Below are 13,658 nucleotides of genomic sequence, written 5' to 3'. Positions count from 1 at the left end.
TCAGAGGCGATTGTCACGGTTCGGAACGGCCGGACCACGGCCGTCGATCAACGTCGCGCGGGCCGGTGATGCCCGGATATGCGCCGTGAATCCGACGGCGATGGGCAAGGCGACGGGCGTGGGCGAGGCGTCCTACTCCGCTCCGGGATCCGGCGGGGCGCCGGGCGTCGCCTTCGGGGGCCGGCCCCGCGGCGGGATCGGCCTGACGCCGCCGGGGAGGCGTCCCGTCTCCGCGAGTGCGCGCCGCAGCAGGAACTCGATCTGCGCGTTGGCGCTGCGCAGCTCGTCGGAGGCCCAGCGGGCGAGCGCCTCGTAGACCGCCGGGTCCAGCCGCAGCAGCATCTGCTTGCGCGCCTGCCTGCGCTCGGTCACTGGTAGAGCGTGCCCGTGTTGAGGACCGGCTGCGCGGCACGGTCCCCGCACAGCACCACCATCAGGTTCGACACCATGGCCGCCTTCCGCTCGTCGTCGAGCTCCACGAAGCCCTGCTCCCCGATCCTTGTCAGCGCGGCCTCCACCATGCCCACCGCGCCGTCCACGATCTGCCGGCGCGCGGCGACCACGGCGCCCGCCTGCTGGCGCTGGAGCATCGCCGACGCGATCTCCGGAGCGTACGCGAGGTGCGTGAAGCGGGACTCGATGATGCGGACACCCGCCGCCTCGACCCGGGCGTGCAGTTCGACCGCGAGCTTCTCGGTGATCTCCTCGGCGTTGCCGCGCAGCGACAGGCCGTCCTCCTCGTGGGCGTCGTAGGGGTACTCGATGGCTATGTGCCGTACGGCGGCCTCGGTCTGCGTGGACACGAACTCCAGGAAGTCGTCCACCTCGAACAGCGCCTGCGCGGTGTCCTCGACCTTCCACACCACCACCGCGGCGAGCTCGATCGGGTTGCCGTAGGCGTCGTTGACCTTGAGGATCGCCGTCTCGTGGTTGCGGACCCGGGTGGAGATCCTCTCCCGCGAGGTCAGCGGATTCACCCAGCGGAGTCCGTCGGTGCGGATCGTGCCGCGGTAGCGCCCGAAGAGCTGGACCACCCGGGCCTCGCCCGGCGCCACCATGTTCAGCCCGCACATGGCGAGGAACGACGCGAAGACGACCACGATGCCGAGGACGGCCAGGCCCACCTTCGCGGCACCTTCCCCGAGTGCGGCGCCCGACACGATCAGGCCGATGCCGGCCGCCAGGCCGACGAGGCCGAGCAGCAGGGCGAGCCCACCGCCGATGCTGTGCGCCGCGAATTCCCGTACCCGCGGCTCGGGCATCTCCGGGACGTCGTTCGGCAGGGAAGTGCTGGTCGCGGACATGTCCGTCCCCCGTTCCCCGGCCGCGGTGCGCGGCCGGTAGCGCTAGCAATGTGATTACACATTACCGCGTCTGGCAACCCTGCACGCCTCTCGTGAGTCGGTTCCATCGGGGCAGGTGCTCATTCTCACGTCCGGAAAAGACGGGATCGGTTGCCCTTTGTCTTGAGTAGCGGTGTTAGTTTTCTGAGCTGATCTGACGACGAGCTGATCTGACGACGAAGAGCGGAGCGACGGAGCGATGGGCCGAGCGGATGCGCGACGAGCCCGGCAGCGCGGGGCGCGCCGGGTGGAGAGTGGTGGGGGCATACGCCGCTTCTTCAGCTGGAGGAGGGTGCTGGGAACCTTCCTCGGCCTCTGCCTTGCCCTGATGGCCGCGGTCCTCGTCATCTACTGGCTGGTGCCGGTCCCCGAGGCCAATGCAAAGGCCGAGATGCAGAGCAACGTCTACAAGTTCGGCAACGGCAAGGTCCTCGCCCGTACGGGCGAGATCAACCGTGAGATCGTCGGCCTCGAGAAGATCCCCGACGAGGTTCAGAAGACCTTCATCGCCGCCGAGAACAAGAGCTTCTACCAGGACTCCGGCATCGATCTGAAGGGCACCACCCGAGGCGTGCTCAACACCCTCACGGGCAAGGGCAAGCAGGGCGGTTCGACGATCACCCAGCAGTACGTCAAGAACTACTACCTGAACCAGGATCAGACCGTCACCCGGAAGCTCAAGGAACTGGTCATCTCCATCAAGGTGGACCAGCAGAAGGAAAAGAACGAGATCCTCGCCGGGTACATCAACACCAGCTACTACGGGCGTGGCGCGTACGGCATCCAGGCCGCGGCGCAGGCGTACTACCGGGTCGACGCCCAGAAGCTGACCGTCGCTCAGGGCGCCTATCTCGCCGCTCTCCTCCAGGCCCCGAACCAGTACGACTGGGCGGTCGCGTCCGGCACGGGCAAGCAGCTCGTGACCGAGCGCTGGAACTATGTGCTGGACAACATGGTCGAGGAGAAGTGGCTGGATTCCGCCAAGCGCGCGGGCCTGAAGTTCCCCGTGCCCAAGGCCCCGAAGGCCGCCCCCGGCATGGAGGGCCAGACCGGCTACCTCGTCGCCGCGGCCAACAAGGAGCTCGAGCGCCAGGGTGTCAGCGAGAAGGACATCGAGGCCGGCGGCTGGACCATCACGCTCAACATCGACGAGAAGAAGCAGAAGGCCCTGACCAAGGCCGTCGAGGACCAGATGGAGGCCAAGCTCGACCGCAAGGGCGACAAGCGGGACGCGACCGTCCAGGCCGGTGCGACCTCCGTCGACCCGAAGACCGGGCATGTCGTGGCCCTGTACGGCGGTGCCGGCGCGACCGAGCACTGGCTGTCGAACGCCACGCGCCGCGACTACCAGCCCGCCTCGACCTTCAAGCCCGTCGTGCTCGCGTCCGCCCTGGAGAACGAGTCGGTGACCCAGGACGACCGGCCGATCACGCTCGACACGATCTACGACGGCACGAGCAAGCGGCCCGTCGAGGGCAGTGACGTCCCCTTCGCCCCGGAGAACGAGGACGACGTGAGCTACGGGCCGGTGACCGTCCAGAAGGCGACCAACAAGTCGATCAACTCGGTCTACGCCCAGATGATCGTGGACGTCGGTCCGGGCAAGGTGAAGAAGACCGCACTCGACCTGGGCATGAAGGACGGTGCGGGCTGGCCGGAGCAGCCCGCCATGTCGCTCGGCACGATGGGGGCGTCCCCCTGGGACATGGCCGGGGCGTACGCGACGCTCGACAACCACGGCAAGAAGACGACACCGACGATCGTCAAGTCCGCCGAGCACAGGGACCGCACGGTCGAGATCGCCGACCCCATCGGGGCACAGGTGATCAGCCGTGAGGCGGCCGACTCCGTGACCGAGGCCATGACCGGCGTCGTCGACAGCGGCTCCGGCCGGAACGCGCTCGGCGAGTATCACGCGGCGGGCAAGACCGGTACGTCGGAGAACAACCGCTCTGCCTGGTTCGTGGGGTACACCCCCGAACTCGTCACCGCAGTGGGCCTCTTCGGCGAGAAGCCCGACGGCACCGGGCAGGTCACCCTGACCGACACCATCAACGAGGGCCGTGCCAACGGTGGTGGCGTCCCGGCCCTCATCTGGAAGCAGTACACGACAGGCGCGCTCGACGGCGGCTCCGACAAGGAGTTCGACCTGGAGATCCCGGAGCCGGTACAGGAGCAGCTGCCGAGCACCCCGAGCGACGAGGCGTCGAAGTCGAAGGAGCCGGACGACCCGGACGACAAGCCGAAGAAGCCGAAGGACCCGGCGGACCGTCCGCCCCACAAGCCGGACGAGCCGACCCGTACCCCGCCGTCCGATCCCGGTGACTCGTCGGGGAACGACACTGAAGGCGCCGACGAGGGAACGACGGACGGGACCACAGAGGGAACCACGGACGGGACCACAGAGGGAACCACGGACGGGACCACCGAAGGAACGACGGACGGGACCACAGAGGGAACCACGGACGGCACGGCCGGCCGACCGCCGAGGCCCTAGACGGGACCTGTGCCGGACGGGGTCCGACAGGACACCGGGAGGGGTCCTGTGCGCAGGGCCCCTCCCGGTGTCCGGTGGTCGCCGCCTCGCGCCGCCTCGCGCCGGTACGCGGTCGGCGCGAGGCCGCGGCCGGCCTCAGCCGCCGTTGACGTTCTTGGCGACCTGGTCGCCGAGATCCCTGTCGACGTTGCGCCAGTACTGCACCGCCCGGTCCAGCACGGGCCGGGAGACGCCCTGCTTCAGATGACCGCTGATGTTGGACGCCAGCCGGTCGCGCGCCGCGTCGTCCAGCACCTGACGGACCATCGTGCCCGCCTGGCCCCAGTCGTCGTCCTCCCGGTGCGGCTTGTACGCCTCCCGCACCAGCTCACCCGCGGCTTCCCAGCTCGCCGGCTCACCGAACCGCTGGAAGTCGGCCGCCGGTCCCCCGTACGAGTTCGGGGCGTAGGGCCGCGCCGCGTTCGACGCCACGTACCTCATGGGTCCGTCCTTGGCGTACGAGTTCACCGGCGCGTGCGGCCGGTTGGGCGGCAGCTGCGCGTAGTTCGGGCCGATCCGGTACCGGTGGGTGTCCGGATAGGAGAACAACCGGCCGAGCAGCATCTTGTCCGGGGACGGGCCGATGCCCGGCACCAGGTTGGACGGCTCGAAGGCGGCCTGCTCGATGTGGATGAAGTAGTCCTCGGGGTTCCGGTCCAGCGTCATCCGCCCGACCTCGATCAGGGGGTGGTCGCCGTGCGGCCACACCTTGGTCAGATCGAAGGGGTTGAAGCGGTAGTCCGCCGCGTCCTCGAAGGGCATGACCTGCACCTTGAGGGTCCACGACGGGGCGTTCCCGGACTCGATCGACTCGAACAGATCGCGCCGGTGCTTGTCGGCGTCGAACCCGGCCAGCTCGTCGGCGTCCTCCTGCGTGAGGAAGTCGATCCCCTGGTCGGTCTTGAAGTGGTACTTCACCCAGAACTTCTCGCCCCCGCCGTTGATCCACATGTACGTGTGGGAGCTGTAGCCGTTCATATGACGGTAGGTCTTCGGGATGCCGCGGTCGCCCATCAGCCACGTCACCTGGTGCGCGGACTCGGGGGAGAGCGTCCAGAAGTCCCACTGCATGTCGTTGTCACGCAGACCGGTCACCGGATGGCGCTTCTGGGAGCGGATGAAATCCTGGAACTTGATCGTGTCGCGTACGAAGAAGACCGGCGTGTTGTTGCCGACCATGTCGTAGTTGCCGTGCTCCGTATAGAACTTGAGCGCGAATCCGCGTGGATCGCGCCAGGTGTCGGGGGAGCCCTGTTCCCCGGCGACCGTCGAGAAGCGGGCGAGCACCTCGGTACGCCTGCCCGGCTGGAACAGATCGGCCTTGGTGAACTGACTGACGTCGTTGGTGACTTCGAAGAAGCCGTAGGCACCCGACCCCTTGGCGTGCACCACCCGCTCGGGGACCCGTTCACGGTTGAACTGGGCCATTTTCTCGATCAGATAATGGTCCTGGAGAAGGATCGGTCCGTCAGGGCCCACGGTGAGCGAGTGCTCGTCACTCTCCACCGGGATGCCGGCGTTGTTGGTCGTGTACGGAGCCCTGGGGGATGACTCGGTCACAGCGTCCTCCCGTCGATCGAGGGATATGTGGTCGCTCCGGCCGTCTTCCCCAGTCAACGGCGAAGATGCGAACTCGGCAACTTTTGGACCTGGTCCAGGCTTCGGTTCGGTCCTGCTACGGGTGGGTCGGCAGCTCGAACCACACGACCTTGCCGGTCGACAGCCGGGTCGCCCCCCAACGCCGGGCCAGCCGGTTCACCAGGAACAGCCCGCGCCCGCCCTCGTCGGTGTCCCGTGCGCGCCGCTGGCGAGGCAGCTGCGGAGAGTCGTCGCCGACCTCGCACCGCAACACGTCCGTACGCAGCAGCCGCAGCGTCACCGGCCGCTCCGCGTACCGCACGGCGTTCGTGACCACCTCGCTGACCAGCAGCTCCACCGAATCGGAGAGATCCTCCAGGCCCCAGCGTGCGAGGGCCCTGCGGGCGAGCCGGCGGGCCCGCCCCGGAGCGGCGTCCTCCGGCTCCAGGAACCAGTACGCGACATCGCTCGGCGCGATCCCGTCGAAGCGGGCGGCGAGCAGCGCGATGTCGTCGTCCCGGTCACCGGGGCCGAGCATGTCGAGGACGTCGTCGCAGAGCGCCTCCAGCGGCGGTGAGTGGTCGGGGCCGGTCAGCTGCGCGGTCGCGGCCAGCCGCTCCCTCAGCTGCTCGATCCCCGTCCAGACGTCACGCAGCCGTGACTCGACCAGCCCGTCCGTGTACAGCAGCAGCGTCGCCCCGGCGGGCGCGTCCAGCTCGACGGCCTCGAAGTCCACCCCGCCGACGCCGATGGGCGCTCCGGGCGGAACCCGCAGCACCTCGGCCCGGCCGCCCAGATGCAGCAGTATCGGCGGCGGATGGCCGGCGTTGGCGATGGTGATCCGGTGCGAGACCGGGTCGTACACCGCGTACAGGCAGGTCGCCATGCGGTCGGTGCCGAGGCGCTGTGCCTGCTCGTCCAGATGGTGCAGCACCTCCTGCGGCGGCAGATCCAGACCGGCGAGGGTCTGGGCCGTCGTCCGCAGCTGGCCCATGATCGCGGCCGATGTCATGGAGTGGCCCATGACATCGCCGACGACGAGCGCCACCCGGCTGCCGGGCAGCGGGATCGCGTCGTACCAGTCCCCGCCCACCCTGGCCGTCTCGGCCGCCGGGAGATAGCGGGAAGCCAGCCGCACACCGGTGGGCTGCGGCAGGCCCTCGGGCAGCATGGTCCGCTGCAGCTCGTCCGCGATGTACGCCTCACGCCCGTACAGCACGGCCTTGTCGATGCCGAGCGCGGTGTGGGTCGCCAGCTGGGCGGCCACCAGCAGGTCGTTGGGCTCGAACGCGGGCCGGTCGGGGCGGCGCAGGAAGATCGCGGCCCCGATGACCCGCCTGCGGCCGCGCAGCGGGGCCAGGATCGCCCGGTGCCCGGTCGGTACGGTCTTGCCGTCACCCAGCAGTTCGGGCAGGGCCGCGCGGGCCGCGGCCGAGTCGCCGAACACGGGCCGCACGCCACGCAGTACCTCGGCGAGCGCCCCGCCGGCCTGCACCTCGCACAGCTCCGCGGCCGGCAGCTCGGGCTGCGAGCTGAACACCGGCACCTGTACGGCGTTCGTCACCAGCGCGTTCTCGGTGTCCTCGTCGGTTAAACGCAGCCGGTCGGTACGGCGCAGCCGCAGCACGAACGGCGCCACCGGCCGCTCGTCGCCGACCGGCAGCGGATCACGCAGATAGACGAGGATCGCGTCCGAGAACGTCGGCACGGTGGCCCGGCACAGGCCGAGCACGATCTCGTCCAGGTCTATCCCGCGGGCGATCCGTCTGGTCGCGGCCCCGACGAAGCGCAGTCGGTCGCCCTCCCGCCGCGCGACCCCCGTGGGGTCCTGCGGCGGACCCGCCTGCGCCGCGGAGGCCCCCGGCGCAGGCACCGCGGCCGAGGGCGCGGTCGCGGGCGGGGCCGTGGGGGCGGGCGGTGCGGGCGGCTGGGCAGGCACGCCGCCGGCCGCCGGCTTGGGCGCGTGCGCAGCCGCCTCCTGCCGCGGCCGGGCGCGCTCCTGCGACCGGGCAGCCAGTGGCTGCCGGCCTTCGTGGGAGGTGGGATGCTCCGTCACGCGTGGGATTCCGTCCGTCCGGGCCGGTGGTGCGAGGCTGGGGCCTGTCTTCCGGATCTTGCCGGGCCGGTCGGGAGGACAGGCCTCGGTGCCTCGGGTGCCGCTGTGTGCGTCCGGGGGCGCCGGCGAGCGCCGCGCCGCCGATCCCCGGGCCGGCGGGCGGAGGGTCCGCCCGTGGTCCGGGACGGCAGCGCCCCTGGACGGTCGATATAGCCCATACCCAGTACGGGCGATGCGTCGACAGGTTGAGGGAGATCCGAGCGCAGATCGAGCACGGTTTCAGCCCCCTCGTGATGACTTACGGTCAGTTCCGGTGCGATGCTCAGTCGTTGAAGCGACGCGGCCTTGCGGAGGACGATCCTACGTTTGAACCCCGGGGGCGCATCAAGGGTCTCACGACGACGTCATGCGGACGTGCGAGCCGGGGTGCGATTCCAGTCGACCGGCAGCTCGGGGACGGGCCAGCGCGGATCGGGCCTCCAGTCCTCCCAGCCGTCGGAGAACGGCGGCCCCCACGCGTGGATCAGTGCGACCGCCGACTGCCCCGCCTCCTGCACGCGCAGGGCCTGCCCGGCGTCCATCAGCCCGGCCTGCTGCGCCTGGGCGAACTCGTCCTCGTCCAGCCAGCGCCAGGTGCGGTCGGGAAGCACCGCGATGTCGAGGAAGTGGTCCTCCGAGTCGACCCCGCCCGACCAGCGGGTGCGCGGCTCCTCGAGGTTCACGTACCAGTTCTTGAACTGCCAGCCCCGCTCCCAGAACAGCCAGACCGACCACGGCTCGCCGGGCCGTGCCAGCTTCAGCACGCCCGTGCCGAACCAGCGCGAGCGGACCGTGGTCCGCGGCACGGTGTACCGGGTGGCGAGCGGTTCCTGCTGCACGGGCGAGCCGTCGCTGAGCACCGGCTTCACGCACTCGGTCCCCGGCGCCATCCACACGGCCAGCAGCTCGGGAGTGTCCTCGACGACTGTCACGGGGCGGCAGATGTGGACGTGCCCGGACGCGTTGCCGCGATAGCGCCAGAGGATGTGATCCCCCGGCGCCCAGTGTTGGGGCTCCGCCGATCCTGTCATGCGCAGATTTTAGGCGGGCAGGCCTTTCCCCGCTGCGGCGCAGATCACGAGGCGTGGCGCCGTCCACCCGGACTCCACCGTGCCCGGACGCGGCCCGCGGCGGGGGCAGCCGCCCGCCCCTGCCGGGGCCATTGCGCCCGCGCGGGTCGCGGCGTACGGCGGAGAAGTCCCTTCCACCCGGCTCCGCCGGGCGGTTCACGGGTCTCGCCTGCGGGATCCGGGGCCCGGGGCCCGGCGCCTGCTGTCACAGTCCCCAGCGGGCGCTCGCGACCTCCGGCCGGCCGGTGCGGCGAGGCATCCCGCGGGCGGCCGCGCCCCGCCCCTCGGCCCCGTGACACCGGGCCGGCGTCACGGATGCGTCATCCGCAGTACGTCCAGCGCCTCGTCCAGCTGCTCCAGCGTCAGGTCGCCCCGGTCCACGTACCCCGACTCCAGCACCACCTGACGGATCGTCTTCCGCTCGGCGAGGGACTTCTTGGCGACCTTGGCCGCCTCCTCGTAGCCGATGTACTTGTTCAGCGGAGTGACCACGGACGGGGAGGACTCGGCGTACTCACGGGCCCGCTCCACATTCGCGGTGACGCCGTCGACCGTGCGGTCGGCGAGCAGCCGGGAGGCAGCCGTGAGGAGCCGTACCGACTCGAGGACGTTCTTGGCCATCACCGGCAGCATGACGTTCAGCTCGAAGTTCCCCGCGGCTCCGGCCACCGCCACGGTCGTGTCGTTGCCGGTCACCTGCGCGGCCACCATCAGCACGGCCTCGGGAATCACCGGATTGACCTTCCCCGGCATGATCGAGGACCCGGGCTGCAGGTCGGGAAGGTTGATCTCGGCGAGCCCGGTGCGCGGGCCGCTGGCCATCCAGCGCAGATCATTCGCGATCTTGGTGAGCGAGACGGCGATCGTACGGAGCTGCCCCGACGTCTCGACCAGCCCGTCCCGCGCGCCCTGCGCCTCGAAGTGGTCGCGCGCCTCCGTGAGCGGCAGGCCCGTCGCCCTGGCCACCTCGGCGATCACGGCCGGGGCGAAGCCGGGCGGGGTGTTGATGCCGGTGCCCACGGCGGTCCCGCCGAGGGGCAGTTCGGCGAGGCGGGGAAGACTGGCCCGGAGCCGCTCGGCCCCGTACCGGATCTGTGCGGCGTAGCCCCCGAACTCCTGGCCGAGGGTGACGGGCGTCGCGTCCATCAAGTGCGTCCGGCCCGACTTGACGACCTGCGCGAACTCGGCGGCCTTGCGCTCCAGCGATGCGGCGAGATGCTCCAGGGCCGGGATCAGGTCCCGCGTCACCGCGGCGGTGGCGGCGATGTGGATGGACGATGGGAAGACGTCGTTGGACGACTGTGAGGCGTTGACGTGGTCGTTGGGGTGAACGGCGCGGCCCAGGCGCTCCCCGGCGAGCGTCGCCAGGACCTCGTTCATGTTCATGTTGGACGACGTGCCGGAGCCGGTCTGGAAGACGTCGACCGGAAAGTGCTCGTCCCAGCGGCCTTGGGCGACCTCTTCCGCCGCCTCCTGGACGGCCCCGGCGATGTCCTTGTCGAGCACCCCGAGCTCCGCGTTGACCTTGGCGGCGGCCGCCTTGATCCGGGCCAGTGCCTCGATATGGGCGCGTTCCAGCCGCGCACCCGAGATGGGGAAGTTCTCCACGGCCCGCTGGGTCTGGGCCCGCCACTTGGCGTGACCGGGCACCTTCACCTCGCCCATGGAGTCGTGCTCGATCCGGTAGCCCGGATGGTCGCCTGCGTTCTCGCGCGTGTCGGACATCTCCAAACCTCCTGAAAAGCTGAGCACTTGTCGAGGTCCGCGTATTCCCGCGTCCTGTGGCCGGTGGATCCCGTCGGTGACGCACGCCGGGACACACGGGACGCGCTTCGGCCGGACGGACCCGGCGGCCGCGGCCACCGTGGCCCATGCGGCGGCCCTGGCACCATGGCAGCCACCACCGCCGCGTGCGTGCAGGACACGGCGCACCCGGTCGCATCGCCGCCCCCCGTACCCCGTCCGCCGGAGCCCGGGCGATCCGGGCGCGGAGGTGCCCACGGGGGCGAGCGCCGGGCGACGGCCCGACGCCACCGAGCCGCCGCCCCTGGAGTGATCGCTCCGAGGCATCGCTCCGAGGCTGTGCAGGGTCCGCTGCCGTCCCTCTTGCCGTCCTCAGCAGGACGGCATCGGGGAGGGCAGTCGGAAACTTCGGGAGACTCTTTCCGGGCACCCGCCGTCTTTCCCTCGGTGTGAACGCGCCGGGGGTCAGCCCGAACTGGCGGGTCCTGCGGGGGTGAGTATCACTCGGACTCGCCCGACCTTGGCTTCCCAACGCTCTCCCCGTGCCAGGGCCGCGCGACCATCGCTGAGCATCTGGGCGCGGATGACCCGCGCCGATTCGCGTAGGGCCGCAGCCTCCAGCGGGTTCATGGCTCGTTCCTGAATCCGCAGCACCGACCCGTCAAGAGCCTTCACGGCGCCCTCGATGTTGTTCACGTTCTCACCGGCCGAGGCGATAGGCGCGACTTCCCAGGACATGCGCAGAGCCATGGTCGAAGTGTAGGAGCGGGCCCGGGACCGTGCATCACGTGTCGTCGGCAGATGGCGCCGAGGCAATTCGAGTGGCGTGACGCACGTCGTGGTCACGGGGTGTGTCGGAATCTGCCTTGCACCAGGTCTTTCCATGTGAGGCCGGCGAACGGATGGGCCCCGTTCCCGCTGCCCGTGAGTCGGGTGGGCCCAGCACGCTCAGACTTGCGAAACCCCCTGCTCCGTGGCCCTACTTGCGCCGCAAGGACGACGGACGAGGGCGCTGCTCACCCGTCTGTGCCCACTCGCGACCATGCGCGTCGTCGCATGAACCGGCGCGCCCCGGGGCTGTGGGAACGCCCCGTGTACGGCAGGGGTCTGCCTGCGGCGAAGGGCGCCGGAACGCCCGTGTGCCTGCCGGGACAACGACCGAGCCCCCGGCGGTTGCCAGGGGCTCGGTCGAATGGCGGAGGTCAGCCCAGTCCGGGACCCCGCACCGGGATGCTGGTGAACGTCGGCGCGGGAGCCGGGTTCTGGAAGAAGTCGTTGCCCTTGTCGTCCACGACGACGAACGCTGGGAAGTCCTCGACCTCGATCCTCCAGACCGCCTCCATGCCGAGCTCCTCGTACTCGACGACCTCGACCTTCTTGATGCAGTCCTGGGCCAGCCGCGCTGCCGGGCCGCCGATCGAGCCGAGGTAGAAGCCGCCGTGCGCATCGCACGCGTCCGTGACCTGCTTGCTGCGGTTGCCCTTCGCCAGCATGACCTTGGAGCCGCCCGCCGCCTGGAACTGCTCGACGTAGGAGTCCATGCGGCCGGCCGTGGTGGGGCCGAAGGAGCCGGACGCGTAACCCTCGGGCGTCTTCGCCGGGCCCGCGTAGTAGACCGGGTGGTCCTTCAGGTACTGCGGCATCTCCTCGCCCGCGTCGAGACGCTCCTTGATCTTGGCGTGCGCGATGTCGCGAGCCACGACCAGCGGGCCGGTCAGCGAGAGACGGGTCTTGACCGGGTACTTGGTCAGCTCGGCGAGGATCTCGTCCATCGGCTGGTTGAGGTCGATCCTGACGACGTCACCCGCCTCGTCGAGGTGCTCCTCCGTGGTCTCGGGGAGGAAGCGCGCCGGGTCCGTCTCCAGCTGTTCCAGGAAGACACCCTCCGCCGTGATCTTCGCGACGGCCTGGCGGTCGGCCGAGCAGGACACGGCGATCGCGACGGGGCAGGACGCGCCGTGCCGCGGCAGCCGCACCACGCGCACGTCGTGGCAGAAGTACTTGCCGCCGAACTGCGCACCGATGCCGATCTTCTGCGTCAGCTCGAAGACCTTCTCCTCCAGCTCCTTGTCCCGGAAGCCGTGGCCGAGGGGCGAGCCCTCCTCCGGCAGTTCGTCCAGGTAGTGCGCGGAGGCGTACTTCGCGGTCTTCAGCGCGTACTCGGCCGACGTACCGCCGACGACGATCGCCAGGTGGTACGGCGGGCAGGCGGCCGTACCCAGCGAGCGGATCTTCTCCTCCAGGAACTTCATCATGGAGGCCTCGTTCAGGACCGCCTTGGTCTCCTGGTAGAGGAAGGACTTGTTGGCGGAGCCGCCGCCCTTGGCCATGAAGAGGAACTTGTAGGCGCCGCCGTCGGTCGCGTACAGCTCGATCTGCGCGGGCAGGTTCGAGCCGGTGTTCTTCTCCTCCCACATGGTGAGCGGAGCCATCTGCGAGTAGCGCAGGTTCAGCCTGGTGTACGCGTCGTGGATGCCGTGCGAGAGGGCTTCCTCGTCGCCGCCCGACGTCAGGACGTTCTGACCGCGCTTGCCCATGACGATCGCCGTGCCGGTGTCCTGGCACATCGGGAGGACGCCCGCGGCGGCGATGTTCGCGTTCTTGAGCAGGTCCAGTGCGACGAACTTGTCGTTGGACGACGCCTCGGGGTCGTCGATGATCTTGCGCAGCTGGGCGAGGTGTGCAGGGCGGAGGTAGTGCTGGATGTCGTGGATCGCCTCCGCGGCCAGCTTGCGCAGCGCCTCCGGCTCGACCTTGAGGAAGGTGCGCCCGTCGGCCTCGAAGGTGGAGACACCTTCGGCGGTCACCAGGCGGTAGGGCGTGGTGTCCTCTCCCAGCGGGAGCAGATCGGAGTACTCGAACGCAGGGTTGGTCGGGCGGGAGACAGGGGGCATTACGGCCATTCCTCACTCGGCAGACGGCGGCTGGCATCCATTGGCAGCGCGCCCACAAGCGTAAGACGCTCCCGGGCGTCCGGGCTTGTGAGGTAAGGCTCAGTTGCCGGGGTGCCGTTGTCCGGATCGGCGCAACGCGCTGACCGGGCGGCGGTCTCGGCCGTGAGGAGGACATGCCCTCCGGATCCTGCCGGGCCCGCGAACGGCCTGGCGTCGCGCTCGTCCGGTCGCCGCTCGGGCCCGGTGGGCGTCCCCGGCGCGGCGGGGGAGTGCCCCCGGTCGCGTTGCCGTGTGGCGCCGGTGCTCCGCGCGGACGCTGCCCCTGCCTTCGGACCGCTGCCTTCGGACCCTGCCTTCGGGCCGCTGCCTTCGGAGGGGTCGTTCGCCGTTCACCGGCCC

At 70.2% G+C, this 13,658-nt stretch carries 9 protein-coding genes; 1 reads left to right on the top strand and 8 read right to left on the bottom strand.

Features of this window, described 5'->3' with window-relative positions; genetic code table 11:
- Positions 1-132: 132 nt before the first annotated feature.
- The gene (locus ACFU5O_RS08620; protein ID WP_384238088.1) at positions 133-423 is read right to left on the bottom strand and encodes a hypothetical protein; all 291 of its coding nucleotides are present in this window, start codon (positions 421-423) and stop codon (positions 133-135) included.
- On the bottom strand, positions 369-1,304 hold the full coding sequence (locus ACFU5O_RS08615) for an SPFH domain-containing protein (RefSeq protein ID WP_384238087.1): 936 nt from the start codon (positions 1,302-1,304) through the stop codon (positions 369-371). Before ACFU5O_RS08615 ends, ACFU5O_RS08620 begins: the two co-directional genes overlap by 55 nt.
- 238 nt (positions 1,305-1,542) lie before the next feature.
- On the opposite strand from ACFU5O_RS08615, the gene ACFU5O_RS08610 reads away from it, so the two are divergent.
- Complete coding sequence (locus ACFU5O_RS08610) at positions 1,543-3,840, top strand: transglycosylase domain-containing protein (protein WP_384238085.1); 2,298 nt, start codon at positions 1,543-1,545, stop codon at positions 3,838-3,840.
- Positions 3,841-3,975: 135 nt separating this feature from the next.
- Here the strand turns inward: ACFU5O_RS08610 and ACFU5O_RS08605 are convergent, their stop codons facing one another.
- From ACFU5O_RS08605 to ACFU5O_RS08580, 6 genes are all read right to left on the bottom strand, one after another.
- Positions 3,976-5,439 (bottom strand): catalase, encoded by a 1,464-nt coding sequence (locus ACFU5O_RS08605; protein ID WP_384238083.1) that lies wholly within the window; start codon positions 5,437-5,439, stop codon positions 3,976-3,978.
- Positions 5,440-5,554: 115 nt separating this feature from the next.
- Complete coding sequence (locus tag ACFU5O_RS08600) at positions 5,555-7,513, bottom strand: SpoIIE family protein phosphatase (RefSeq protein ID WP_384238081.1); 1,959 nt, start codon at positions 7,511-7,513, stop codon at positions 5,555-5,557.
- Between the two features lie 404 nt (positions 7,514-7,917).
- Entirely contained in the window at positions 7,918-8,583 is a 666-nt protein-coding gene (locus ACFU5O_RS08595; RefSeq protein WP_384238079.1) for a DUF402 domain-containing protein, read from the bottom strand.
- A 348-nt stretch (positions 8,584-8,931) separates the two neighbouring features.
- The gene (locus ACFU5O_RS08590) at positions 8,932-10,347 is read right to left on the bottom strand and encodes a class II fumarate hydratase (RefSeq protein ID WP_384238077.1); all 1,416 of its coding nucleotides are present in this window, start codon (positions 10,345-10,347) and stop codon (positions 8,932-8,934) included.
- Between the two features lie 483 nt (positions 10,348-10,830).
- Positions 10,831-11,115: a hypothetical protein gene (locus tag ACFU5O_RS08585; RefSeq protein WP_384238075.1), complete on the bottom strand. Its 285-nt coding sequence runs from the start codon at positions 11,113-11,115 to the stop codon at positions 10,831-10,833.
- 452 nt (positions 11,116-11,567) lie between these two features.
- Positions 11,568-13,259, bottom strand: coding sequence for a fumarate hydratase (locus tag ACFU5O_RS08580; RefSeq protein ID WP_384238073.1), 1,692 nt, complete (start codon positions 13,257-13,259; stop codon positions 11,568-11,570).
- Positions 13,260-13,658 lie beyond the last annotated feature (399 nt).

Source organism: Streptomyces sp. NPDC057445 (assembly GCF_042802855.1).
Lineage (GTDB): Bacteria > Actinomycetota > Actinomycetes > Streptomycetales > Streptomycetaceae > Streptomyces.
This window is presented reverse-complemented; position numbering and strand designations above follow the sequence as displayed.